20 protein-coding genes are annotated in these 25,497 nt (G+C 48.2%); 6 read left to right on the top strand and 14 right to left on the bottom strand.

What is annotated here, in order from left to right:
* Positions 1-50: 50 nt before the first annotated feature.
* From glmM to IPG31_08685, 4 genes are all read right to left on the bottom strand, one after another.
* Positions 51-1,418: a phosphoglucosamine mutase gene (gene glmM, locus IPG31_08700; protein MBK6618424.1), complete on the bottom strand. Its 1,368-nt coding sequence runs from the start codon at positions 1,416-1,418 to the stop codon at positions 51-53.
* Between the two features lie 74 nt (positions 1,419-1,492).
* The gene (folP, locus tag IPG31_08695) at positions 1,493-2,323 is read right to left on the bottom strand and encodes a dihydropteroate synthase (GenBank protein ID MBK6618423.1); all 831 of its coding nucleotides are present in this window, start codon (positions 2,321-2,323) and stop codon (positions 1,493-1,495) included.
* A 69-nt stretch (positions 2,324-2,392) separates the two neighbouring features.
* Positions 2,393-4,315 (bottom strand): ATP-dependent zinc metalloprotease FtsH, encoded by a 1,923-nt coding sequence (gene ftsH / locus IPG31_08690; GenBank protein MBK6618422.1) that lies wholly within the window; start codon positions 4,313-4,315, stop codon positions 2,393-2,395.
* A gap of 204 nt (positions 4,316-4,519) precedes the next feature.
* Positions 4,520-5,143, bottom strand: coding sequence for an RlmE family RNA methyltransferase (locus IPG31_08685; GenBank protein ID MBK6618421.1), 624 nt, complete (start codon positions 5,141-5,143; stop codon positions 4,520-4,522).
* A gap of 35 nt (positions 5,144-5,178) precedes the next feature.
* On the opposite strand from IPG31_08685, the gene IPG31_08680 reads away from it, so the two are divergent.
* On the top strand, positions 5,179-5,568 hold the full coding sequence (locus IPG31_08680) for a YhbY family RNA-binding protein (GenBank protein MBK6618420.1): 390 nt from the start codon (positions 5,179-5,181) through the stop codon (positions 5,566-5,568).
* Positions 5,569-5,581: 13 nt separating this feature from the next.
* Here the strand turns inward: IPG31_08680 and greA are convergent, their stop codons facing one another.
* The 9 genes from greA to def all read right to left on the bottom strand — a co-directional run bounded on the left by greA (position 5,582) and on the right by def (position 18,116).
* Positions 5,582-6,058, bottom strand: coding sequence for a transcription elongation factor GreA (gene greA / locus IPG31_08675; protein ID MBK6618419.1), 477 nt, complete (start codon positions 6,056-6,058; stop codon positions 5,582-5,584).
* A 220-nt stretch (positions 6,059-6,278) separates the two neighbouring features.
* Positions 6,279-9,476, bottom strand: coding sequence for a carbamoyl-phosphate synthase large subunit (gene carB / locus IPG31_08670; GenBank protein ID MBK6618418.1), 3,198 nt, complete (start codon positions 9,474-9,476; stop codon positions 6,279-6,281).
* 24 nt (positions 9,477-9,500) lie between these two features.
* Positions 9,501-10,658, bottom strand: coding sequence for a glutamine-hydrolyzing carbamoyl-phosphate synthase small subunit (gene carA, locus IPG31_08665; GenBank protein MBK6618417.1), 1,158 nt, complete (start codon positions 10,656-10,658; stop codon positions 9,501-9,503).
* Between the two features lie 485 nt (positions 10,659-11,143).
* Positions 11,144-12,400 carry a sigma-54-dependent Fis family transcriptional regulator gene (locus tag IPG31_08660; GenBank protein MBK6618416.1) on the bottom strand — a complete coding sequence of 419 codons (1,257 nt, stop codon included), beginning with the start codon at positions 12,398-12,400 and terminating at the stop codon, positions 11,144-11,146.
* A gap of 110 nt (positions 12,401-12,510) precedes the next feature.
* A complete protein-coding gene (locus IPG31_08655; protein MBK6618415.1) occupies positions 12,511-14,682 on the bottom strand; it encodes a HAMP domain-containing protein in 2,172 nt (723 codons plus the stop codon).
* 9 nt (positions 14,683-14,691) lie between these two features.
* On the bottom strand, positions 14,692-15,249 hold the full coding sequence (locus tag IPG31_08650) for a DUF4390 domain-containing protein (GenBank protein ID MBK6618414.1): 558 nt from the start codon (positions 15,247-15,249) through the stop codon (positions 14,692-14,694).
* 40 nt (positions 15,250-15,289) lie between these two features.
* On the bottom strand, positions 15,290-16,567 hold the full coding sequence (rsmB, locus tag IPG31_08645) for a 16S rRNA (cytosine(967)-C(5))-methyltransferase RsmB (GenBank protein ID MBK6618413.1): 1,278 nt from the start codon (positions 16,565-16,567) through the stop codon (positions 15,290-15,292).
* Between the two features lie 34 nt (positions 16,568-16,601).
* Positions 16,602-17,552: a methionyl-tRNA formyltransferase gene (locus tag IPG31_08640; GenBank protein MBK6618412.1), complete on the bottom strand. Its 951-nt coding sequence runs from the start codon at positions 17,550-17,552 to the stop codon at positions 16,602-16,604.
* Between the two features lie 57 nt (positions 17,553-17,609).
* Complete coding sequence (def, locus tag IPG31_08635; GenBank protein ID MBK6618411.1) at positions 17,610-18,116, bottom strand: peptide deformylase; 507 nt, start codon at positions 18,114-18,116, stop codon at positions 17,610-17,612.
* 174 nt (positions 18,117-18,290) lie between these two features.
* On the opposite strand from def, the gene IPG31_08630 reads away from it, so the two are divergent.
* The 4 genes from IPG31_08630 to IPG31_08615 all read left to right on the top strand — a co-directional run bounded on the left by IPG31_08630 (position 18,291) and on the right by IPG31_08615 (position 23,665).
* A complete protein-coding gene (locus IPG31_08630; GenBank protein ID MBK6618410.1) occupies positions 18,291-19,319 on the top strand; it encodes a LysM peptidoglycan-binding domain-containing protein in 1,029 nt (342 codons plus the stop codon).
* A gap of 95 nt (positions 19,320-19,414) precedes the next feature.
* Entirely contained in the window at positions 19,415-20,524 is a 1,110-nt protein-coding gene (dprA, locus tag IPG31_08625) for a DNA-protecting protein DprA (GenBank protein ID MBK6618409.1), read from the top strand.
* 105 nt (positions 20,525-20,629) lie between these two features.
* A complete protein-coding gene (locus tag IPG31_08620; protein ID MBK6618408.1) occupies positions 20,630-21,088 on the top strand; it encodes a DUF494 domain-containing protein in 459 nt (152 codons plus the stop codon).
* A gap of 63 nt (positions 21,089-21,151) precedes the next feature.
* The gene (locus tag IPG31_08615) at positions 21,152-23,665 is read left to right on the top strand and encodes a DNA topoisomerase III (GenBank protein ID MBK6618407.1); all 2,514 of its coding nucleotides are present in this window, start codon (positions 21,152-21,154) and stop codon (positions 23,663-23,665) included.
* A gap of 73 nt (positions 23,666-23,738) precedes the next feature.
* On the opposite strand, the gene IPG31_08610 is transcribed toward IPG31_08615, so the two are convergent.
* A complete protein-coding gene (locus tag IPG31_08610; protein MBK6618406.1) occupies positions 23,739-23,987 on the bottom strand; it encodes a hypothetical protein in 249 nt (82 codons plus the stop codon).
* A gap of 188 nt (positions 23,988-24,175) precedes the next feature.
* On the opposite strand from IPG31_08610, the gene aroA reads away from it, so the two are divergent.
* Positions 24,176-25,483, top strand: a complete 1,308-nt coding sequence (aroA, locus tag IPG31_08605) for a 3-phosphoshikimate 1-carboxyvinyltransferase (protein MBK6618405.1) — start codon at positions 24,176-24,178, stop codon at positions 25,481-25,483.
* Positions 25,484-25,497: the final 14 nt, after the last annotated feature.

Genomic DNA, 25,497 nt, shown 5'->3' with positions numbered 1-25,497 from the left:
GCCAAGGTAATCCGTTTTAGTTACCGTTGTGTGACACAGTGGTATTTATGTTAGTGACCCGTAGTTGCCTGATCCCGAATGATTTCAGCAAGTTTATTCGACCAATGTTCAATCTGCTCCTGAATTTTGCCCTCAACCATGACCCTAATCAAGGGTTCGGTTCCTGATGCGCGCAGCAGAATGCGACCATCATTACCCAGCGCTTGCTCAGCCTGACGCTTCATATTCAATACCGCCTCATTATGGTTGAAATCAAATTTTTTCTGAATCGGTACATTCAATAATTGTTGTGGAAAAAAATGGATACCCTGCATGAATTCAGAAAGTGTCAGTCCGGTATCCTGCAAGGCATACAGGACTTGCAGGGCCGAGATGATGCCATCTCCAGTTGAATGCTTATCATGACATATGATGTGCCCCGAATTCTCCCCCCCCAGATACCAATTGTTTTGTTCCAATAATGCCGATACATAGCGATCACCTACGTTGGCTCTGGCAAATGGAATGCCGAACTCTGCAAATTTCTGTTCAATAGCCAGATTGGTCATGAGTGTGCCAACAACACCGCCCTGCAGCGTGTCTAGCTGTTGTCGATGTTTTGCGATAATAAAAAGCAAGCTGTCACCATCGAATACTCGTCCGGTACAATCCACCATCATGACCCGATCGCCATCGCCATCAAGTGCGATACCCAGATCGGCCTGATGCTGAATAACAGCATTTTGTAGTGCGGTAATATGGGTGGCGCCACAGTCAAAATTGATATTGAGGCCATCAGGTGAAGCAAAAACAGTGACCACATCGGCACCTAGTTCATGAAACACTGAACCGGCAATGTGATAAGTTGCGCCATGAGCACAGTCCACTACAATTTTCAAGCTACGCAAGTTAAGTTGATAGGGGAAGGTGCCTTTGCAAAACTCTATATATCTGCCCGAGGCATCCTTGAGGCGCTGCACTTTACCCAGCTTTGCTGAAGGCATGGTTTCAATTGGTGTATCGAGGGCAGCCTCGATTTTTAACTCCATTTCGTCTGGTAGCTTGGAACCTGTTGACGAAAAAAATTTGATACCGTTATCATCGAAAGGATTATGTGAGGCAGAGATCACCACACCCGCCTGAATACGTAATGCACGCACAAGATAGGCAATAGCGGAAGTTGGCATCGGACCGGATAGCAGCACATCCACGCCAGCAGCAGAAAAACCCGCCTCAAGTGCAGATTCCAGCATATAGCCGGATATTCTCGTGTCTTTACCAATCAAAATCGTCGGTCGATCATTTGCGGGTAATTGCCAGTCGGTTTCACGCAGAACTTTTCCAGCCGCATATCCCAGCCGCAGAATAAACTCGGGAATTATCGGCGATATGCCAACCTTGCCACGTATACCATCTGTACCAAAATATTTTTTTTTCATCTTGCGTCAAAATTCAGAAATTAAGGAATGGCTGATTGGATATCACCTGTCTGATCGGCTGCCAATATTGCTCGTCACATCGCGCCCACCGAGTTCACCGCCTCCAACACGGCAAGCGCATCTCGAGTCGCTTTAACATCATGCACTCGTAATATTCTAGCGCCTTTATCTGCTGCAATCAAAGCTGCTGCGATGCTGGCATATTTCCGATTATCGACAGCATTTCCCGTAATCGCTCCCAGCATTGATTTTCTTGAAATGCCTACTAAAACCGGAAAATTCATTGATAAAAACTGATCAAGCTGACGTAATAGTATCAAGTTATGTTTCAGCGTTTTGCCGAAACCAAATCCGGGGTCAATGATGATTCGGGTTGCGGTGATTCCAGCTAAAGCTGCAGCGGCTGCTCGTTGCCTGAGAAATGCCCCGACTTCATTTATGACATCGCTGTACTCGGGGGCATCCTGCATGGTATCCGGTTGTCCCTGCTTGTGCATCAAACACACCATGACTTCGCTGGCAGCAACTACTTCCAGTGCCCCGGGGGTTTGCAGGGCATTGATATCATTAACCAGACTAATGCCAGCCTGAATGCTGGCCTGCATCACTTCCGGCTTGGTGGTATCAACTGAAACCAAGGCATTCTGATTAATCGCATATTCGATAACCGGCATGACCCGATCCAGCTCTTCATTCACTGAAACCGGCTTACTTCCAGGACGAGTGGATTCTCCGCCGATATCTAATACGTCAGCACCTTCTGCTATCAGCTGACTGATATGTGTTTTTGCCTGTGAAATCGTGGCATAGCAACCTCCATCAGAAAAAGAATCTGGCGTAACGTTGACAATACCCATTATCAGCTGGTGTTTTTCGGCAAGAAGCCTTTGTAGTCGATTATTCATTGGAACATAACAGAACGGCCTGAGCGTAATCAATACGCTCAGGCCGTTCAAATTTGGTGGTTGTTATGATTAAGCTTCCGCTTCTTGCGAGGATTTTTCAACTACTGCGGGTTCAGCATCAGGTTGTTTCTCTTCTTCAGATTTAACGGGTTTACTTTTATCATCGGTCGAGGATTGTGGCGCTTGCGGTGGGCGAGGAGTGCGGCCATCCATAATATCCTTGATCTGATCGCTGTTAATAGTCTCCCATTCAAGCAGCGCCTGCGTCATTGCCTCAATTTTATCTTTGTTATCTTCAATCAATTTACGCGCAAGCGCATATTGCTCATCGATAATCCGACGGATCTCCGCATCGACCTTCTGCATGGTTGCTTCGCTCACATTTTTGTGTGAGGTAACCGAACGCCCCAAGAACACCTCACCTTCATTCTCGCCGTAGACCATTGGCCCCAGATTATCAGACATTCCCCACTGGGTTACCATTTTTCTGGCAGTGTCAGTTGCACGTTCAAAATCATTGGAGGCGCCAGTGGTCATTTGGTGCATGAATACTTCTTCTGCGATTCTGCCACCAAACATCACCGCCAGAGTTTGTAACAACTGCTCACGATCCATACTGAAGCGATCTTCCGTGGGCAACTGCATGGTAACGCCTAATGCGCGACCGCGCGGAATGATGGAAACTTTGTGAACCGGATCTGTTTTGGGCAGCAGATAAGCAACTACCGCATGGCCAGATTCGTGATACGCAGTGTTACGGCGCTCATTTTCCGGCATAACTACCGAGCGACGCTCGGCACCCATAAAAATTTTATCTTTTGCGCGCTCAAAGTCTTCCATATCAACCAGGCGTTTATTGGAGCGAGCAGCAAATAGTGCGGCTTCATTAACTAGATTCGCAAGATCCGCACCAGACATACCAGGCGTTCCTCTAGCCAGAATATTGGCTTTAACATCGGGTGAGATAGGTACCTTACGCATATGAACTTGCAGAATTTGCTCGCGACCGCGAATGTCCGGTAAAGGAACGGTGACTTGCCGGTCAAATCGACCTGGACGGAGTAACGCCGGATCAAGCACATCAGGGCGGTTGGTGGCTGCAATGACAATGACCCCCATTGCACCTTCAAAACCATCCATTTCAACCAGTAATTGATTGAGAGTCTGTTCGCGCTCATCATTACCGCCGCCCAATCCCGCGCCACGTTGACGACCAACCGCGTCAATTTCATCTATGAAGATGATGCAAGGTGCATGTTTTTTGGCCTGCTCAAACATATCTCTCACCCGGGAAGCACCAACACCTACGAACATCTCCACAAAATCTGAACCGGATATACTAAAAAACGGCACTTTTGCTTCCCCTGCAATTGCACGGGCCAGCAGGGTTTTACCGGTTCCGGGGCTGCCACACATCAAAACGCCTCTAGGGATATGTCCACCAAGTTTTTGAAATCGTGTGGGGTCACGAAGAAAGTCAACCAGTTCGGCAACTTCTTCCTTGGCTTCTTCACAACCAGCGACGTCAGCAAAAGTCACGTTGTTACTTTTATGATCCAGCATCCTGGCTTTACTTTTTCCGAATGAAAAAGCACCGCCACCTTTGCCACCACCTTGCATCTGCCGCATAAAGAAAATCCATACGGCAATCAACAATAACATCGGGAACCATGAAACCAGCACACTCATCAGCATGGAAGTTTCTTCTTCTGGTTTGGCTTCCACGATCACGCCGGCCTGTAAAAGATCACTCACCAGCCATGGATCAGATGGAGAGAATGTAATAAACTGCCGTCCATCAGTTTTAGCTCCCTTGAGTGTTCGGCCGTCAATAATGACTTTGGCGATCCTTCCTTGTTTCATCTCATTTATGAATTGCGAATACTCCAGGGGGGGTTGTGATGTCTGGCGGGTCGTGAACTGGTTGAATACTGTCATCAATACCAATGCAATTACCAGCCATATGGCCATATTTTTAATTAAGTTATTCATATTAGCTCCTCAATATATTTCTCGACAAAACCAGTTGTAGCAGAAGTGCTGGTAATTTATTTGCAAATATTTACTATCCAGACATTTAAACAAACAAATAAAGCAATACCGCTTTCTACCCTTATGCGTCCCGTTACTTTCAAGTATGTAAATAGAAACCAAGTCAAGTTGACAACTATAACCATTTATCGCACTTTTTGCAGTCTAACAGATTACTTTTCCCCTCCCCAGCAAATAAATTTCCCTGCTGCGATCTCGTGAAGCCTTCGGTTTAACAGTAACAACTTTATCAAAACTGGCTTGCATCAATTGACGAAATGACTCATAACTGCTTCCGTGAAAAACTTTGACAAGAAAGCTTTTGCCAGGGTTCAAATGTGCCGCGCAAAACTCTAGTGCCAGTTCCGCTAAATAGATGCTCTGCGCCTGATCACTGACACGGATGCCAGTAAGATTTGGAGACATATCCGAAATAACGAGATCCACTTTTCTTCCCGCTAATATTTGCTCAAGTTCAGTGAGTACATTATTCTCGCGAAAGTCCCCTCGGATAAAGGTGACCCCAGGGATTGGCTGCATGGGCAAGATATCGAGCGCAATCACCCCCCCCTTCCGTCCAACCGCATTCGATGCCACCTGCGACCAGCTGCCAGGGGCTGAACCCAGATCAATAACGGTCATGTCAGGCTCAAACAACCTGTCCCGCGCATCAATTTCCAGTAATTTATAAGCCGCACGTGAACGGTAACCTGCTTGACGCGCCCGTTGGACAAAGCTGTCATTAACATGTGCAGCCATCCATGCTTTGCTGGTTTTAGCCGGTTTCATCAGGTAAAATTCACTATTTATCAGGAAACGATCTTATGCTTGAAGTATTAGATACGGCACAACGGCGGCTGCTTATCGCCAACGCACATCATCTGAACCCGGTCGTAATAATTGGTAAAGGAGGCTTGACGGAAGCGGTTATGAGCGAGATCGATCATGCGCTTATCAAGCATGAGCTTATTAAAATTAAAGCGACTGAAGATGATCGTGCCAAGAGAGGGGTGCTGCTGGAGCAGATATGCCAAGCCCTGGGCTGTGCATCAATAAATAATATTGGCAAAATCCTGGTGGTCTACCGTCGCAAGCCTGAAATTCAAGATAACAAACCACCCGTTACGGTAAAACATAAACCGATTAACCGCAAAAAACGGGTTTTTGCAACACAATCACCCGTCACCTCAGTTCGCAAACGAAAAAACAAATAAATGGATAGTCAGCTTACACATACCTGACGTCAATAATTTCGTATTCATGCACACCACCAGGCGCGTTGACTTCAGCAATATCCCCAGGGTATTTCCCAATCAGGGCACGCGCAAGCGGTGAGCTGATTGAAATTTTACCCGCTTTGATCTCCGCTTCATCATCCCCGACAATCTGATAAGTCACTTTAATATTGTTTTCCAGATCATCAAGATCAATTGTGGCACCAAAGACACATGCCCCATCTGCATTCAACGTCGCCGGATCGATAATCTGGGCGTTGGAAAGCTTGCTTTCTAATTCGACAATTCGTCCTTCAACAAAGCTCTGTTTTTCCTTGGCAGCGTCATACTCAGCATTTTCGGAAAGATCCCCCTGAGCCCTTGCTTCCGCGATGGCAGCAATAACGGCAGGACGTTGAACCGTTTTCAGTTCGTGTAATTCTGCGCGTAGCTTCTCGGCACCAGTATGGGTAATTGGTATGGTATTCATGTTTTCAATGTTCTTTTTTATAGCAAATGTTTATAAAACCCGCTGATATTATTATCTGCGAGTGATTGAGGAATAGTGTAGCCATGGCATATTGCTGCTACATAGCCACACATCTGGATGGCAACAGACAGCTTCAATTTTTGTTAGACCGGCGGTTTAGTAAAGCAGGAAATAAACTGGGTAAAATTATCGGCTGGTGTTTGACGATTCCTATTTTTGCCTAGAACACAAGTTTTTGCAAACAATAAACCTGCAATTCCTGACGGCCAACCATACCCATGCAGGCGGCACGTGCACCAGCAAGCGTTGTATAGTAGGTGGTCTTAGCCTGTAATGCTGCACGTCGGATCGAATAGGAATCCCGTATTGCACTGCGCTTATTCATTACGGTATTGATGATCAAACTGAATTCCCCATTTTTGATTCTGTCAACGACATGTGGCCTGCTTTCCGTCACCTTGTTGACGATGATGACGGGTAGACCGGCTTCCATGATGGCCTGGGCGGTACCACGCGTGGCGAACAATGAAAGGTTCAAAGCGAGAAACTGCTTGGCAAGAAGAATCGCCTCAGCTTTATCATTGTCCCGCACACTCAATAGCACCTTGCCAGAAGTAGGTAACTGCACACCCGCCGCCAGTTGAGATTTAATAAAAGCCTCCGCAAAGGTTTTTCCTACTCCCATAACTTCACCCGTTGATTTCATCTCCGGTCCCAGAATGGTATCCACACCAGAAAACTTCACAAACGGAAACACGGCTTCTTTAACTGAAAAATGCGTAGGAATCACTTCTCTGGCAACTCCCTGGTCAATCAGCTTTCTGCCAGTCATGCAGCGTGCAGCAATCTTGGCCAGTTGCAGACCGGTTGCCTTAGACACAAAGGGAACCGTTCGTGATGCTCGTGGATTGACTTCCAGCACATAAACCAGGCCATCCTGAATGGCAAACTGAATATTCATCAGTCCCTTGACATCGAGTTCATGGGCCATAGCAGTCGTCTGCCGACGCAACTCATCCTGTATCTCTGCAGAGAGACTATATGGCGGTAACGAGCACGCCGAGTCTCCCGAATGTACACCGGCCTGTTCGATATGTTCCATGATACCGCCGATCAGTACTGTTTCACCATCGCAGATAGCATCGACATCAACTTCGGTAGCATGGTTGAGAAAATGATCGAGTAATACCGGGGAATCATTGGAAACCTTTACTGCTTCGGTCATATAGCGTTGCAGGTCTCGAGCCTCATGCACGATTTCCATGGCACGGCCACCCAGCACATAGCTAGGTCTGACCACTAATGGATAACCAATTTTATCTGCCGCAGCCAGCGCTTCTTCCGGACTGCGTGCTGTCAGATTGGGCGGCTGTCTGAGCCCTAACCGTTGCAGCATGATCTGGAAGCGTTCACGATCCTCAGCGCAATCGATCATATCCGGGCTGGTGCCAATTATGGGCGCGCCATTGGCAGCCAGTTCGCGCGCCAGTTTCAATGGTGTCTGCCCGCCATATTGCACGATGACTCCCACCGGTTTTTCCAGCGCGATGATTTCCAGTACATCTTCCAGCGTCAGCGGTTCGAAATAAAGACGATCAGAGATATCGTAGTCAGTTGACACTGTTTCGGGATTGCAATTGACCATGATCGTTTCATACTGGTCCTCGCGCATCGCCAGCGCCGCATGAACACAACAATAGTCAAATTCGATTCCTTGTCCGATGCGGTTTGGGCCGCCACCCAACACCATGATTTTTTTACGATCACTTGGCCTGGCTTCGCACTCTTCTTCATAGGTGGAATACATGTAGGCGGTTTGGGTGGCAAATTCTGCGGCACAGGTATCCACCCGCTTATAAACTGGACGGAGGTTGAGTGAATGCCGTCTGGCTCTGACCGTATCCTGGTTGCATCCAAGCAAGTGCGCAAGACGCCGGTCAGAAAAGCCGTTACGCTTCAATCGGCGTAATGACTGATAATCGAGCGAATCCAGTGTTTTGCTGGAAAGAGACTGTTCTTGCCTGATCAGATCTTCGATTTGCGCCAGAAACCAGGGATCGATTTTCGTCAGCGAATGAATTTCAGCAAACTTCAATCCACAGCGAAAGGCATCGGCGACGTACCACAAGCGATCCGGGCCGGGATAACTCAGTTCAGCCTCAATAACTTCAAGATCGGTTGTTTTTTCATCGAGCCCATCCACGCCAGTTTCCAGCCCACGCAACGCTTTTTGTAACGATTCCTGGAATGTACGGCCAATTGCCATCACCTCGCCAACCGATTTCATCTGTGTCGTCAGACGATCATTAGCTTGCGGAAATTTCTCAAAAGCAAAACGTGGAATCTTGGTAACTACGTAATCAATAGCCGGCTCGAATGAGGCGGGTGTTTCTCCGCCAGTAATATCGTTGCCGAGTTCATTGAGTGTGTAGCCAATCGCGAGCTTGGCAGCAATTTTTGCAATCGGAAAACCGGTGGCCTTGGAAGCGAGCGCGGAGGAGCGTGAAACACGGGGATTCATTTCAATGACCAGCATTTGGCCATTTTCTGGATTAAGCGCAAACTGTACATTGGCGCCGCCAGTTTCTACTCCAATTTCCCGAAGTACGGCGATGGAAGCATCACGCATGCGCTGATATTCCTTGTCCGTCAGTGTTTGCGAGGGTGCAACCGTAATAGAGTCTCCTGTATGGACACCCATTGGATCAAGATTCTCGATCGAGCAGACAATGATGCAATTATCCTGCCTGTCACGAACGACCTCCATTTCGAATTCTTTCCAGCCAATAACGGATTCCTCGATCAGCAGCTCACGAGTGGGCGAAGCTTCCAGACCACCCTCACATATTTGGATAAATTCCTCACGATTGTACGCAATGCCACCGCCGCTACCTGCCAGCGTGAAAGAGGGGCGGATAATGACAGGGTAACCAATTGCCGCCTGTACCTGCAAGGCTTCCTCCATACTGTGCGCCACCGCCGAGCGCGCAGATTTAAGACCAATACGAGTCATGGCCTGCTTGAACTTGTCGCGATCTTCTGCCATATCAATAGCTTCTCGAGATGCGCCAATCAGCTCAACGCCATAGCGTTGCAGCACACCATGTTTTACTAGATCCAGCGCGCAGTTGAGCGCGGTTTGCCCTCCCATGGTAGGAAGCAGTGCACTCGGACGCTCAATTTCGATAATTTTCTCGACAACCGGCCAGGTAATGGGCTCTATGTAAGTAGCATCAGCCATTTCCGGATCAGTCATGATGGTAGCCGGATTGGAATTGACCAGAACAACTCGATAACCTTCCTCACGCAAAGCGCGGCAGGCCTGAACGCCCGAATAATCAAACTCACACGCCTGTCCGATAACAATCGGGCCGGCGCCTATGACGAGAATGGAATGTAGATCAGTACGTTTAGGCATTTAGTGTTGAGCAATTCGCAAGGTTCAAATGACGGACTCTTCGTGTGCATGTTGGGCGATACTATTGACGAAACGATCAAACAGATAATCTACATCATGCGGACCGGGGCTGGCTTCTGGGTGACCCTGAAAACAGAACACAGGTTGACCGGATAATTCGAATCCCTGCAAGCTGCCATCAAAGAGCGATCGATGAGTAATGCGCGCATTCTCAGGCAAGGTTTCGGCTGCAACCGCAAATCCATGATTCTGGCTGGTAATCATAACGCGGCCACTATCAATATCCTGCACCGGATGATTCGCACCATGATGCCCGAATTTCATTTTAACCGTCTGCGCACCCACGGCGAGCGCCACGATCTGGTGTCCAAGACAGATACCAAATAACGGAATTTTTCTGGTCAGCAGGGTACGGGTTGCCGCAATTGCGTAATCGCATGCCTTGGGATCCCCGGGTCCATTGGATAATAAGACGCCATCCGGCCGGTCTGCCAGAATTTCATGAATAGCTGTTTGCGCCGGATAAACTCTGACCTGACATCCCCGTTGCACTAGTTTGCGCAAAATAGCTCGTTTGACGCCAAAATCAAGAACCGCCACTCGCCAACGTCCGGAATTCGATAAACGATACCCGCTTTCAATTGTCCATTCTCCCTCATCGAATTCCCGAATGTGATCGCAGGTCACGACGCGCGCCAGGTCCATTCCTTCCAGTCCTGGAAAGGCGCGAGCCTCTCGCAATGCCTCGTCGGCATCAACCTGTCCGGCCATAATGCAACCAGCCAGTGCACCTTTTTCTCTGAGGATCCGGGTGAGCTTTCGTGTATCGATGCCAGCAATGGCGACAACGTGATGCTGTCTCAGAAAATCCGGCAGGGACTGCTTGCTGCGCCAGCTGCTATGCATCAGGGGCAGATCACGAATCGCCAATCCTGCAGCATGTACCGCATGGGTAGAGATAGACTCCACATCTTCGCTATTGGTGCCGGTGTTGCCAATATGGGGGTAAGTCAATGTGACGATTTGTCGACAATACGACGGGTCGGTAATAATCTCCTGATAGCCGGTCATGGCCGTATTAAAAGCGACTTCACCCGTAGTGATGCCCATAGCACCAATTGCGTATCCGTAAAAAACAGTACCATCAGCCAAAACGAGTACAGCACGCGGATGATCGGACACAAAGCTCTCCAGTATTTACAAGACGCTATTACGCAGACATAAAAAATGCGGTTTGAAATATATAAAAACCGATTTCGCGCCGCTTGGCTCGATTATACGCGAGAAGTTGGAGCCTTTCCAGAAGCAGTCTCTTTCAATATGAAATGAGTCTGAAGATATTAACAGGCGGTACGGTAAAATGAATATCAAGGAAGGAGGAATCTTGTATACAACTAACTCAGCGCAAAATTAACCAGGGTTACGCTGACCGATTCGCCTGACCTGTGCTTTTGACTTAGAACGGTGTTTTTTCAGCCAATGGATGATTCCTGTTTCAAATAGTCCTGGCAATATAATCCCCACGAACAACACCAAAATATAATCGGGTAAACCCAAAATTTTGCCAGAGTGAAGTAGTCATTGTCAGTGAGCAAAAGCGTCACCGCTGGTTTGTGTGCAGAGTGCGGAAATTTTGTCGCCAATCGCTGAGAAAGGGGGGGGTGCTGCTAGAGTTGGTTTCTGGTTTTAATCCCAAGTGATTTGATCTTTCGGTAAAGATGCGTCCTTTCAAGTCCAGCGCGCTCGGCTACGCGCGTCATGTTTCCACCTTCCTGTTCAATCAGTTTCTCAAAATAGGTTTTTTCAAAAATATCACGTGCTTCTCGTAATGTGATATTCAAAGGGATGTCTGAGGCAACGCCGGTTTCCTGGGGAGAAAAGGCCAATGCCTGCTGAACTGCTTCTGCAGAAATTTCATTATGTGTACAGGTGACCGCCAGGGAATGTACGATGCTGGTTAATTGTGCGAGGTTACCTGGCCAATCATAATTGCGCAAAGCATTCAGTGCAGCCGTATTAAATTGCAACACGGGTACTTCGCCAGATTCGATCAGTGTGGAGAGCAATTGATTGGCAATTTCAGGTATATCTTCCCGATGTAGTTTCAGCGGAGGAATAGAAATCGTCAGACTGCTTAATATTTCAAATAGCTTGGGATGGAACAGCCCTTGGGCGGTGAGTTCGGCCAGTGCGCGTGCAGTGGCACATACCAGGCGAGCATTATAGTGTTCCAGTTTTCCCAGGATCAGTAACAGCCCTTTTTGTTCGAGTTTGGTCAGATCGCCTATTTCACCTAGAAAAATCAGTCCTCCCCGTGCTTTTTCCAGTGGTTCCAATGGGCGTTCAGCCAGCAACGCGGAAGATTCTGGTTCTACCCAGGCGGTATTGATTCTGTGCAGGAAGCGTGCGCAATATTCAAATCCGACTCCTGGCTCCCCGGTCAGCAGAACGGGCACTTTGAGATTTTGCACTTGCTCCAGCTTTCTTCTGAGTTCCATGATTAGATTGCTGCGACCAAGATTAGTCAGGGAAAACGTTGAGAATGAAGGGTGCTGCGCGCCGCGTAATACCTGCCCTACGGTACTGAGTAATTTTTGTAGTGGAATCGGCTTTTCCAGATAGCCAACCGCGCCAATCCGGGTTGCCTCGACGGCGGTTTCGATTGTGCCATGGCCTGACATGATGACGACGGGCATGGTGAGTGCCCCGGTATTTGCCCATTCTTTGAGCAGCGTAATGCCATCGGTATCAGGCATCCATATATCCAGCAGTACCAGATCGGGACGCAATTGATTGCGGCATACCTTGGCCTCTTCGGCATTTTCAGCAAGCATGACGGTATAGCCTTCATCACCGAGAATCTCGGATAACAATTCGCGGATGCCCAACTCATCATCCACTACGAGAATGGTATTGTTAGCCATTAATAATCAGGTCTTGTAATTTAACCGACATGTATCGAATCTAAAAAGGAAATCTGACACAGATTTTATCATTGTATAAGGTAAATTTCTGTGCAAGGCTGGCATGGCCGCTAGACCGGGATATCGGGGTGTTGCGAATTTTCAATAACCAGGGCGGGTAAGGTAATGAATACCTGTGCACCGTGAGGTTGAATATTTTTGACGAGAATAGTACCACCGTGCTCATCGATGATTTTCTTGACAATAGGTAGACCGAGCCCCGTTCCTTTGGGTTTGGTAGTGATATAGGGTTCAAAGATGTTGGCCTCAACAGATTCAGAGAGTCCAATGCCATTATCCGTAATACTCAACAGAATGTTGCTTTTGCTGGATTCTGTCTGCACCCTTATCATGGGGTCATGAATTGTACTTAGAGCATCCTGTGAATTCTGTAAAAGATTGTGCAGCACCTGGCGTAGCCTGGCTGGATCACCTTTGATGGGCGGAATATCCGCCGCAAGCTGCATGTCGATTTGTGGATAAATGGCACTATTTTCTGGGTGGGTAGTCGTTTGATAGAGCGCAAGAACTTCTCTGATCAACCGGTTGAGGTCTATCTGATAGAACTCAAGTTCAGGAGCTCGGGCGTAATCTCTGAATTCATTGACCATTTTTTTGAGCGCCTCAACCTGATCGACAATAGTAGTGGTGGCGCGTTTTAGAATTCTGGCGTCGGTTTCGTCGAGCTTATTTACTAGTTTGTGCTGCAACCGCTCCGCCGAGAGCTGGATGGGGGTCAGGGGATTTTTAATTTCATGCGCGAGACGCCGCGCAACCTCTCCCCAGGCAACAGTTCGCTGCACTTGCAATAAACTGGTGATGTCATCAAATACCACTATCCCACCTCGGGAGGATGTTTGTGGCAGGCGTGAACCACGTAGTAGCAGTATTTGTTCTTTATTGGCCGTTGAATGTATGACCTGGCGTTGCCATTCCCCTGTTTTTTCCGAGGCAAATCCGATTTGAATTTCCTCGGCCAGGAGTTTTAATCTGGGTTGCTGAATAACGCATTCCGCAACTGTTAGTCCTTCAAATCTGGCAAGTGGAATCTGAAGAATTTGCTCGGCGCTCTGATTGGTAGCGCGCATACGCAAGTTCTCATCAAAAACGATGACTCCAGATGATAGATTTGCCAGAATGTTTTCCAGATAAGCCCGTGCATTCTCAACTTCCTGTTGATTACGCTGCGCAACATTACGCGCAATGGCCAGTTGCTCGGTCATCAGATTGAACGATTCGGTCAATACGCCAAACTCGTCTGTACTCTGAACCTGGTGGCGTCTGCTGAAATCTCCCTGAGCGACGGCACGGGTGCCATCCGCCAGTTGTCCAAGCGGCGCACTTAATTTTTCACTGATGACAAAAGCAGCAGCAACTGCTGAGAATAACGCGAGGAATAGTGCCAAGGTAAGGGTAACGCTGTATAGCCTGGTTAATCCCTGGCGGGACAGTATCAGTTCCTGATAATCACTGAAACCTGCTTGCACCTGTTCGGCACTGTCCGCCAGGGATTGTGGTATACGCTGTAATACCTGCAATACCCGAATATCTTCGTCTGAACTGAGAACATTGACGGGTACCAGAACACGTAGATAAAGTACGTTACCGTCAAGAGATTCCACTGCACGATAATTTTTTTGCATGCGGATATTACGCATCGCTTCTGCATTGGGCATCTCGGGAAATAGTACGTCATCATCCATGCTGGTAAAGGCAACGATTTTGCCATCCTGGTTGAATAACGTTGCCTCCTGGATCTGTGACTGGATCAGGAGCCGATTCAGTGTCGTGAGTGGAGAGCTGGTAGATTCTGATAGCGAAAGCGCCGCAGCCTGGGCTCTTTTCTGAAGTTCTTCCAAAAGATTATCCAGCACAGTCTGTCCGAGTGTAAGTCCGCCTTCCAGCGCTCGATCAACTTTAACGTTAAACCAGGATTCAATACTTTTTTCCAGAAACTGTACCGAAACACTGTAAATCAGGGCGCCAGGCAGAATTGCCATCAGCGAAAAAACGATTAATAGTCGTACTGCCAGTCTGGAGCCAAAAATCCCCATTTTGATACGGCGCCGCAGTCGCCAGAGCAGAAATGCTACTACCCCAATTAGGAAGATTAAAAAACCAACTATAAAAATAATCAACCAGCGGTAGCGGCGCTCAAAAAATTCCGTGTTAGCACCTGCAGTCGCCAGCAGATACAGCATGATAATGCTTAATCCTGTGACCAGTGCAATGACAAATTTCATGAGTTTGTGCTAATGGGTAATAGGATGATCAGACTCGGGTATGATTGGGCGAATAATTTTTTCAGAAACAAGATTCCAGTCTGCTGAATCAAACCATTCCATCTGGAAAGGTTTGGGCAGGCGCGAGACGTCCAGAGAGATCTGCAAAGCCAGATAATACTCATGGTTTGCCAGTAGCGGTGTGTATTCCTTAAAGGGCAGATCAGTCTGGTGCCCCAGTGTTTTTAACGCGACATCCAGCGAAGCGAAGCTGTGCAATTGCTCATTCTGCAGTAATCGATATTGACGGGTCAGTGCGTGATAACTCAGTCTGAAGCGCGCCCTGCAACGGGCAACCTCTTCATCCATCCAGTACCAGCGTGGTTTCATAATGGATGCATTTACCATAAAAACCAGTTCAACTCCTTTTTTTAGGGCATCTTCCAGCGTCTGATTCAGGGAAATATCTGCCAGTACATCCATGCGGAAACTCTCGGTAGACTTTCTGAAATCAAATGATTTTATGTGGATACTGCCGCCAGGGCTGGCGAATAGTGGCAACGTGATCAGAGTCAGCAAACACAGCATTGCCAATTGTTTGAATGATTTTTCAGTCAGAACAGTCGGTTTAATGTTTTTGTAAAGTGGCATAAAAGAAACCATCATGATGGTTGTCAGGCAATAACTGCCGACTGTTGAATTGTGGGTGAGTCGCAGGCAGCAGTTTTGCTTCCGGGTGATGCAATAAAAATTTTTTAACGAGCAAAATATTTTCTTCCTGAAAAATCGAACAGGTAATGTAGAGCAGTCTCGCGCCATGTTTCAGTAAAGGCCACATTCCTTCGAGAATGGTAAGTTGGGTTTGTGCGTAATGGGAGATGTCTTCCGGTTTTCTGCGCCATTTGATATCCGGGTGGCGACGTACCACGCCGGACGCCGAACAGGGAGCATCCACCATGATCCGGTCGAACAACCGTCCATCCCACCACTGAGCGGGATATCGGGCATCTCCGTCAATGATCTGATGAGCCGACAGCTTCAGGCGTGTCAGATTTTCCCTGACCTTCTGCAGGCGATGGATGCTGTTATCAAGAATAGTTAATTCAATATTCTCTAATTCCAGCAAATGTGTACTTTTACCACCTGGCGCGGCGCAGGCATCGAGGACGCGCATGCCATTACTGGCCGCCAGTAATGGTGCTGCTAATTGCGCGCCGGCATCCTGCACGCTGATCAGGCCATTGGCGAATCCCGGCAGTTTTTCCACCGAAACCGGTTTGGCAATTATCAGCGCGTGATCCCATAGTATCCTGGCATCTATTCCCTGTGCATCAAGCATGGCTTGATAGTCGTGCAGGGTTATCTGACGCTGATTGATTCGCACTGTCATCGGTGGATGCTGGTTACCTGCCAGCAGAATGCTCTGGTATTGCTGAGGATATTGTCGCCGTACTGTGTCGATCCACCATTGCGGATAAGAGAACCGGGTGGCCTCATTTTGTGTGGTCTGTTCCATTAGCACATCCCGTTGACGGATAAAGTTGCGCAGTATGGCATTGATCAGACCGGCTATTTTTGTATGGTCAGCAAGCTGGCGGGAAGCAGAAACGGCATGGTTGACGATTGCATGACTGGCCGCTTTGCTGTAACCCAGCTGATACAGGCTGACGAGTAACAGGTAGTGCAGGCGGTCATCCTGTAGTGGTTTATTCAGCAGTGTGTCTAATATGGCGACAAGTTGCGCATAATGACGCAGTACCCCATAGGCCAGATCCTGAATCGCGCCTCGCTGCTGTCCGGTCAACATGGCGTTGCTCTGCCAGGTCATTCGTAGCACGTCGGTCAGATTGGCGCCAGTCATGACTTCACTCACAGCCTGAGCCGCCAATAGTTGTGTTTTGATCATATTTGCTGCTGGGTATGGATAGTCACCGCAGTCATTAAGTCTGGTTGTCGCCACTGGCGAAGCGGTCGCTGTTTGAGATGGAGTGACCTGCCATAAACTGGGCAGCCGTCAGTTTTTTTCCTCCGGCGGGCTGTAAAACTTCAATCCGCAGTGCGTTGTGTCCGCATGCTACTACGATGCCGTCGTTTGACGCATTGATTATTTCGCCGGGTTTGCCTGAAGATCTGCCCGAATCAATCACGCTGGCCTGCCATAGTTTGACCGGATTACCGGTCAAGCCAGTTAATGCGCCGGGGTAGGGGTTAAATGCCCGAATTTTACGCTCGATACATAAGGCATCCAGCGTCCAGTCGATTGCTGCTTCTAATTTATTGACTTTGGAAGCATAACTGGCGCCTGTTTCGGTTTGCGGTGTCAATTCGAGCTTTCCGTCAATCAAATCCTGCAGGGTTGTCACGATGCTGGCTCCACCCAGGATAGCTAATTTGTCATGCAGACTTGCGGCGGTCTCGTTTGGTGTAATCGCTGCGGTATGCCGCGACAAAATGGCACCGGTGTCTAGCCCGCTATCCATCTGCATGATGGTAATACCCGTTTCCTGATCTCCCGCAAGGATTGCGCGCTGGATCGGAGCAGCGCCACGCCAGCGTGGTAAAAGAGATGCGTGGATATTGATGCATCCATATCGCGGGATGGTTAACAGGGCTTCAGGCAGAATCAGGCCGTAGGCCGCTACAATCATGACATCCGGAGCGACTGCGCGCAATTGCGCCTCCAGGGCGGCCGACTTAAGAGATGACGGTTGTAATAGCGGCAGATGGTATTGTTGCGCCAGCTGTTTGACCGGGCTTGCTTGCATTTTTAAGCCGCGCCCCGCAGCGCGATCCGGCTGGGTGAGTACCAAATCAACAGAGAAACCAGCTGCTAGTATTGCATCCAGAGCTGATGCAGCAAATATGGGTGTACCAGCAAAGAGAATTTTCATGGATTGCGGCAAGTGAGATTGGGAATAGAGAAGATTCTATCCGGCAACATACCAAAATCAGGCAATTTGTTTGCGAGCCTGTTTTTTCAGCTTACGCAGAATACGCGATTGTTTGAATGGAGATAGGTATTCGACAAAAACCTTGCCCAGTAAATGATCCATTTCGTGCTGGATGCAGACCGCCAGCAGGCCAGTTGCTTCCAACGTAAAAGCTTTGCCATCGAGCCCGGTTGCCTGGACCGTAATTTGTTCGGCACGCGAAACTGTGTCAAAAATGCCTGGTACGGATAGGCAACCCTCCTGGAATGAGGATATACCGCTGCTGGCGGTAATTTCCGGATTGATCAAGACCAGTAGATCGTTATGAGCCTCGGAAATATCAATGACGACCACGCGTTGGTGAACATTTACCTGGGTGGCAGCCAACCCAATGCCAACGGCAGCGTACATGGTTTCAGCCATATCCCTGGCCAGTTCGGTAATTTCTGCAGTGATTTGCGGAACGGCGCGCGCGATTCGGTGCAGTCGTTCATCGGGATAGTGGAGTATTTGTAGAATTGCCATGGTGAATATGCATAATTCAGGAATTTGAAACAAAACAGATGCTTTACTATGGATGATCAATCAACTTTTGATTTCTGCCTGGAATTGATGGTGAGCTTGCATGGCGTTGCCTTTTTAGCCCAATCAAACTTGGCAGTATTGTTTCGATGTGTATCTATAAAATTGAGAGCTTCTATGCGTATATTGACCATTATAACTGCGATTTTATTCGCTAGACTGGTTTCCCTCCCGCTTGTCAGTGCCAGTGAAATCAAGTTACAGGACAATGCGCCAATGCGCTATGTTGTGACGAGAGGGGATACGCTGTGGGGAGTTGCGGCACGTTATCTGCGGGACCCGTGGCGTTGGCCGGATATCTGGCAGGCAAACCGTCATGACATTGCCAATCCGCACCGGATTTATCCTGGCGACATTATTGTGATGGAAAAAACTGCGCAAGGTGTGCGTCTGCGAATTTCTGAGGAAAACGGTACGATCAGACTGTCTCCCCGGGTGCGATCGGAATCACTTACTTTGCGAGCGATACCAAGCATTCCTGCTGACCGGATAGAGCCATTTCTGAGCAAACCGTTGGTGGTGGAACGTCATGCCCTGGATCGAGCACCGGTGATTCTTGGTGCCAGCGATGAGCGTGTGATTCTCAGTACGGGTGACAAGGTGTATGTGCTGAATATGCCAATCGACCAAGGGCAAAAATGGCAGGTATTTCGTGGTGGGAAGGCGCTGCTTGATCCTGATGTGGTGGATCGTATTCTCGGATATGAGGCAAACTATCTGGGAGATATTGAAATAATGGATTTCGCAGAGACCAGCTCGGGCATGGTGACCCATTCAGCACGAGAAATTCTAAAAGGGGATCGTCTGGTTCCGGCTGTTACCTCTACCATCGGTGATTATTTTCCACATGCACCCGATTTCGGTATATCCGGACGCATTATTTCCGTTTATGACGGAGTTAATGAGATTGGAGAAAATGCAATTGTTACTCTGAATAAAGGCCGTCTGGACGCCATTGAGCCTGGGCATGTGCTTGCTGTATATCGCAAGCAGCAGATTCGTTCTCATGAAAGTAAGTGGGTCGATGCGCCAGATGAGCGCATCGGTCTGGTTTTCGTTTTTCGGGTGTTTGACCGGGTTGCTTATGCATTAGTGGTGCAAAGCCGTCAGGCAATTAAGGTGCTTGATGCTGTTAAAACACCCTGACAGGCAAGGCTGAAACTTCTATACTCACGTCTTTTTGGACTTGTGATTCGTTAAGTTGAGTAACAAGCTGCTCACTGTGAGGATAGTTGCTTTTTATGTCGATTGATCGGGATATCGAATCCTGGCTTCGTCTTGGTTTGATTAAAGGATTGAGTGGTGGTGCAATCCGAAAATTACTTACCGCTTTTGGTAGTCCCGACGAGATTTTTGCCACAAACATTCATTCGCTTGAGCGCGTGGTCAAAAAACCGGTTGCTTCCCGTATTTTTCAGCGTGAGGTGGATGAGGGAAATTTTGTCAGAACGATTGACTGGCTGTCCGATCCGGCTAACAGTCTAATTACGCTGGTTGATCCTGACTACCCTGTTGCGCTCCTCAATATTCCCGATCCTCCCCCTATTCTCTATTTCAAGGGACAACGCCATCTGCTTGCGCTGCCGGCGCTTGCCATGGTGGGTAGTCGTCATGCTACTCCGCAAGGATTGACTAATGCCAGAGCATTTGCAGAGGCTGCGAGCCATGCCGGATTTTGCGTTGTGAGTGGTCTGGCGCAGGGAATTGATGCGGCTGTACATGAAGGTGGCTTGCGGGGAGCGGGTTCCAGTATGGCTGTGGTTGGGACGGGCCTGGATATCGTGTATCCGGCCAGAAATCACGTGCTGGCGCATCAATTGGCAAAAGTGGGTGCGCTGATCTCAGAATTTCCCTTAGGCACTCCTGCGATTGGAAGTAATTTTCCGCGACGCAACCGTCTTATCAGCGGCCTGAGTCAGGCTTGTCTGGTCATTGAAGCTACGCTGCACAGCGGATCGCTTATTACCGCCAGGCTGGCGCTGGAACAGGGGCGTGAAGTCATGGCTATTCCTGGTTCGATTCACTCGCCGTTGTCAAAAGGCTGTCATGCACTGATCAAGCAAGGTGCCAAATTGGTTGAAAATATTCAGGATATTCTGGATGAACTCAACTGTTTCTCCGGGCAGCATTCTGATGCGGGACAAGTTAGTCTGCAGCAGGAAAATGTAATCGAGCATAAGCAGGGTGATGCCGCATTGCTGGTTTACCTGGGGCACGATGCTGCAGATATTGACACATTGTGCGAACGCAGTGGCTTCACGGCGGAGGCGGTGTCAACTATGCTGTTGACTCTGGAATTGGAGGGGAAAATAGGGAGTTTGCCCGGGGGGCGCTATCAGCGCATCAGTTGATGCTATCATGTGCGAGTTAACAATTGCGGCGGCAGGCATCCATCAGATGGCTTGTTTACTGGTCGCAGAAGTGTCCTGCAGTCAATAAAAGTCATAAAGTACGTTATGTTCGATATTCTTTTGTATCTGTTTGAAAATTATTTTGAAGCCGGTCGTTGTCCCGATCCGGCCACATTAACTCATAAATTGACAATGGCTGGATTTGAAGACGATGAGATAACGCTTGCGCTCGACTGGCTTTCCGGACTCTCCGAAAATGATGCTGATCGCTACCCGGCCAGTCTGATCGAAAGTCGATCACTTCGCCATTTTTCAGCAGAAGAAATGGAGATTATCGATATCGAGGGGCGTGGGTTTATTCTGTTTCTTGAGCAGACGGGCATCATTAATCCGCTGCAACGTGAGCTGCTGATCGAGCGCGTCATCGAGATGGATGGCGACCATGCCAGTCTGGAAAAAATAAAACTGGTCGTTCTGTTTGATCTGTGGATGCAGAACCGGTTATCAGAGCACTCTATAGCGGAGAAACTTTTTGTAGTCAGTGATTCTCATTCACGGCATTGATATGTCTTTCGCATAGCAGTTTTTTGTGGTATGAAGCGTCTTCGAGTAACCTGAAAGCAATCTATGAGCAAAAAACTGATTATCGCTGAGAAGCCGTCTGTCGCAAATGATATTGCACGAGCGCTCGGCAATTTTACTAAGGAAAACGACTATTACGAGAGTGATGAGTTCGTTTTGTCTTCTGCTGTCGGGCATTTGCTTGAATTGATTGTTCCCGAGGAATACGAAGTCAAGCGAGGCAAGTGGAGCTTTGATAATTTGCCTGTTATTCCACCACATTTTGATGTGGCGCCGATTGAGAAAACAGCTGCCCGTCTGAAGCTGTTAAGCAAGCTGATTAAACGCAAGGATGTGGATACGTTGATCAATGCCTGTGATGCGGGTCGAGAAGGTGAGCTCATTTTTCGCTATATCGTCCAGCATGCCAACAGCAGGAAATCTATTAAACGATTGTGGCTGCAATCGATGACCCCTGCCGCCATTCGTGATGCGTTTGATCATTTACTGGATGACAGCGAAGTTTTATCGCTGGCAGATGCTGCGGTTAGCCGTTCAGAGTCTGACTGGTTGGTTGGTATCAATGGTACTCGCGTGATGACCGCGTTTAACTCTCAGGAAGGGGGGTTTCATAAAACTACGGTTGGGCGGGTACAAACGCCTACACTGGCTATTCTGGTCGAGCGCGAAGAGGCCATCAAGAAATTTATCGCCAGAGATTACTGGGAGATTCACGCGACTTTTGCGACTGAAAATGGGACGTATGCCGGTAAATGGTTTGATGAGAGTTTTATCAAATCTAAAAATGAGGCTGATAGCAGGGCAGACCGGGTTTGGGAATTAGTCAGGGCTGAGGAAATTCGTGACAAATGCCAGGGGCAGTCTGGTCTGGTCTCGGAAGAGAGCAAACCGACCAAGGAGAACTGCCCGCTGCTTTATGATCTAACCAGTTTGCAGAGAGAAGCAAACAGCCGTTTCGGGTTTTCCGCTAAAGCAACGCTTGGACTCGCTCAGGCGCTCTACGAGAAGCATAAGGTTCTGACTTATCCGCGAACAGATTCGCGTGCATTACCCGAAGATTATCAACAGACTGTCAAAGAAACGCTGCAAACGTTGGTGTCATCGGAGTATGGCCAGTTTGCGCAGCATATTTTGACGGCGGACTGGGTTAAGCCCAACAAGCGGATTTTCAATAACGCCAAAGTATCTGACCATTTCGCCATTATTCCTACCACGTTTGCAGCAAAAAAACTCAACGAAGCTGAATCGAAACTTTATGATCTGGTTGTGAAACGCTTCCTGGCAATTTTTTATCCGGCGGCAGAATTCCTGATTACCACGCGGATTACCTGTGTGCGGGATGAGCTATTCAAGACCGAAGGTAAAGTGCTGATTCATGCTGGATGGCAAGCTGTCTATGGTAAACAGGATAGTAGCAGTCAACTTGATCAGGAAGATAAGGTTGCTCCCGTGTTGATGGCGGTGGCGCTGGATAAGCCTGTGATTGCTGAAAAAGTTGAGGTATTGGCTAATCGAACTCGACCACCTGCGCGATTTAATGAATCTACCCTGTTGTCAGCAATGGAAGGTGCAGGTAAATTGGTTGAGGATGAGGAGTTGCGTGCGGCGATGAGTAACAAGGGATTGGGTACGCCAGCAACACGCGCGGCGATTATTGAGGGTTTAATTTTTGAAAATTACGTGCAGCGACTAGGGCGAGAACTTCAGCCAACTGCCAAGGCGTTTTCATTGATTACTTTGCTGCGCGGATTAAAAATACCCGAATTGACATCACCGGAACTGACGGGTGACTGGGAATCTCAGTTACGTCAAATCGAACAAGGGCAGCTCAAGCGCGAGGAGTTCATGGCCAAGATTGCTGCCATGACTCGACATATCGTCGAGCAAGCTAAAAGCCATCGTGGTAAAACCATTAATGGTGATTTTGCTGCGCTCAGCACGCCTTGTCCGCGCTGTGGTGGAAAGATGCAGGAAAACTACAAAAAGTTTCAATGTCAGCAATGTGATTTTGCGTTATGGAAAATCCTGGCAGGGCGGCAATTTGAGGTAGAAGAAATGGAAGCTTTGATCGCGACGAGGGCGGTTGGTCCTTTATCTGGTTTTCGCAGCAAGATGGGTCGTCTATTCAATGCCATGGTCAGGCTGAATGATGATGACGAGATGAAATTCGATTTTGGTAATGAAGCAGATCAGGCGCAAGAAGAGATTGATTTTTCTGGACAGTTGTCTTTGGGCGCCTGTCCCCAGTGTGGACATGCAGTCTATGAGCATAAAATGTTTTATGTTTGTGAAAAGGCGGTAGGTGTGGAGCCTGCTTGCAGCTTTAAAACCGGTAAAATTATATTGAGTCGCCCGATAGAACCGGAGCAAGTGGTTAAGTTATTGCAGGCTGGAAGAACAGATTTGCTGAATAAGTTTATTTCAAAAAAAAGTCGTCCATTTTCGGCTTATCTGGTAGTAGTGCCTGGCGGTAAAATCGGGTTTGAATTTGAGCAGAAAAAAAACAAGGAGAAAGCAGCTACTCCCAAAAGTAAATCTGGAAAAGCTGCTGCCTCCTGATCGGGTGGTGTCTGGATATGTAAACTGAATGCATTGGTGAGCAAGACGGCTTATAACGAGCCGCCTTGTTCGGTCAGGAGAAAGTGACCATAATATATCGGACAATTCCGGATATTGCTGCGATCATAATGGCCAGACTGGCCACAACTGTTAAGCCCTCAACCACCAGGAAACCGATAGCCTGTGCAACGCTGGTGTACTCAACCTCGCCTGATTCGTTGCGACGAGCATCCCTGCGAATTTTGATCCAATAGAGTATTCCGAATACGATTGGTAGCGCCAGAATTGAATAGATTAGAGTGCTTAGATAAGAGTCTTCCATTAATTGGCCTCGTTGTTGTTAAAAATGTGATTCATTGAATGGTGTTTCCCTGAAAGCAGCATATTGTATGTGATCTGCGCGGGTGATGATAGACATTGCACAGCCAAAGAAGTTGTTTCAGAATTTCTTTGAGATACTTCAAATGGTGTGCAAATTGCGAGTAATTTTATAATGTTGGTGAGCGCCACATGAATTGGCTTGATCTTCCTTTAATCCCTGAAGTGCGCGGTGTAATTCGTTTGCCCGGTTCAAAAAGTATTTCCAATCGGATATTGCTGTTATCCGCTTTGGCTGAGGGTGTAACTACTATTTCAGGATTGTTGCATTCAGATGATACCGGTCAAATGTTGACTGCCTTGAAGACGCTGGGGACTCATATAAAATTTTCTGAAGAGGGTGATGTTGAGGTAACAGGTTGTCAGGGGGAGTTTCCGGTCAGGGAGGCCCGACTTTTTTTAGGTAATGCAGGCACGGCGTTTCGACCGTTGACAGCAGTGCTGGCGCTGATGCATGGACATTATTATTTAGCTGGTGTGCCACGGATGCATGAGCGTCCCATCGAAGATCTGGTGGATGCACTACGCCAAATTGGGGCTAGTATAAATTATTCGGGGCAAGCTGGTTTTCCGCCGATTGAAATTCATCCGGCAAGCATCCAGCCTTGTGCAATGACAATTAAAGGAGATATATCCAGCCAATTCCTCAGTGGTTTGCTCATGGCACTGCCGCTGACAGGGAAATCAATGGTGGTCACAATTGATGGCTTATTGATATCACAACCCTATGTTTCATTGACTTTGCAGCAAATGTCACGTTTTGGGGTGTGCGTCGAGCATGAATCCTGGCAGCGTTTTAGTATGGCTGGCGAGCAGGTCTACCGCAGCCCTGGCAATGTTCAGATTGAAGGAGATGCCTCTTCAGCATCTTATTTTCTCGCGGCGGGTGCAATTGCAGGCGGGCCCGTGCGTGTAGAGGGGGTGGGACGTGCGAGTCAACAGGGAGATATTCGTTTTGTTGAGGCTCTCGAAAAGATGGGGGCGTGTGTCAAAATGGGCGATAACTGGATTGAATGCAGCTCACCACGCCGGTCTGTTACCGGTAAGCAGCTGGTGGCGATCGATATGGATTGCAATCATATACCTGATGCGGCAATGACGTTGGCGACAGCGGCCCTGTTTGCGCAAGGGACCACCACGCTGAGAAATATTGGCAGCTGGCGGGTGAAAGAAACCGACCGAATTGCGGCAATGTCGGCTGAATTGAGTAAATTGGGTGCAAAAATTGAATCGGGCGAGGATTTTATACGCATTACTCCGCCTGATGGTTCCCCTAATGCGGGTGCTGTGATTAACACCTATGATGATCACCGCATGGCAATGAGTTTTTCGCTAATCTCGCTGGGTGTGCCAATACGTATCCTGGATCCTGATTGTGTAGCCAAAACCTTTCCAGAGTATTTTAAGCAATTTGAAATGCTGGCCCATTTCGATACCTGAAATTTTCCAAGTTT

The organism is Nitrosomonas sp., from assembly GCA_016703745.1.
GTDB lineage: Bacteria > Pseudomonadota > Gammaproteobacteria > Burkholderiales > Nitrosomonadaceae > Nitrosomonas.
Note: the sequence above shows the minus strand (reverse complement) of the source record. Positions and strands in the feature narration are given on the sequence as shown.

Excerpts from the sequence above, each read along its gene's own strand:
- folP (MBK6618423.1), bottom strand. The coding sequence starts at position 2,323 with ATGAATAATCGACTACAAAGGCTTCTTGCCGAAAAACACCAGCTGATA.
- IPG31_08620 (MBK6618408.1), top strand. The coding sequence starts at position 20,630 with ATGTTCGATATTCTTTTGTATCTGTTTGAAAATTATTTTGAAGCCGGT.
- IPG31_08655 (MBK6618415.1), bottom strand. The coding sequence starts at position 14,682 with ATGAAATTTGTCATTGCACTGGTCACAGGATTAAGCATTATCATGCTG.
- glmM (MBK6618424.1), bottom strand. The coding sequence starts at position 1,418 with ATGAAAAAAAAATATTTTGGTACAGATGGTATACGTGGCAAGGTTGGC.
- aroA (MBK6618405.1), top strand. The coding sequence starts at position 24,176 with ATGAATTGGCTTGATCTTCCTTTAATCCCTGAAGTGCGCGGTGTAATT.
- IPG31_08680 (MBK6618420.1), top strand. The coding sequence starts at position 5,179 with ATGCTTGAAGTATTAGATACGGCACAACGGCGGCTGCTTATCGCCAAC.
- greA (MBK6618419.1), bottom strand. The coding sequence starts at position 6,058 with ATGAATACCATACCAATTACCCATACTGGTGCCGAGAAGCTACGCGCA.
- IPG31_08640 (MBK6618412.1), bottom strand. The coding sequence starts at position 17,552 with ATGAAAATTCTCTTTGCTGGTACACCCATATTTGCTGCATCAGCTCTG.
- IPG31_08630 (MBK6618410.1), top strand. The coding sequence starts at position 18,291 with ATGCGTATATTGACCATTATAACTGCGATTTTATTCGCTAGACTGGTT.
- IPG31_08660 (MBK6618416.1), bottom strand. The coding sequence starts at position 12,400 with ATGGCTAACAATACCATTCTCGTAGTGGATGATGAGTTGGGCATCCGC.
- IPG31_08650 (MBK6618414.1), bottom strand. The coding sequence starts at position 15,249 with ATGCTGTGTTTGCTGACTCTGATCACGTTGCCACTATTCGCCAGCCCT.
- carB (MBK6618418.1), bottom strand. The coding sequence starts at position 9,476 with ATGCCTAAACGTACTGATCTACATTCCATTCTCGTCATAGGCGCCGGC.
- ftsH (MBK6618422.1), bottom strand. The coding sequence starts at position 4,315 with ATGAATAACTTAATTAAAAATATGGCCATATGGCTGGTAATTGCATTG.
- IPG31_08615 (MBK6618407.1), top strand. The coding sequence starts at position 21,152 with ATGAGCAAAAAACTGATTATCGCTGAGAAGCCGTCTGTCGCAAATGAT.
- IPG31_08685 (MBK6618421.1), bottom strand. The coding sequence starts at position 5,143 with ATGAAACCGGCTAAAACCAGCAAAGCATGGATGGCTGCACATGTTAAT.
- dprA (MBK6618409.1), top strand. The coding sequence starts at position 19,415 with ATGTCGATTGATCGGGATATCGAATCCTGGCTTCGTCTTGGTTTGATT.
- IPG31_08610 (MBK6618406.1), bottom strand. The coding sequence starts at position 23,987 with ATGGAAGACTCTTATCTAAGCACTCTAATCTATTCAATTCTGGCGCTA.
- rsmB (MBK6618413.1), bottom strand. The coding sequence starts at position 16,567 with ATGATCAAAACACAACTATTGGCGGCTCAGGCTGTGAGTGAAGTCATG.
- def (MBK6618411.1), bottom strand. The coding sequence starts at position 18,116 with ATGGCAATTCTACAAATACTCCACTATCCCGATGAACGACTGCACCGA.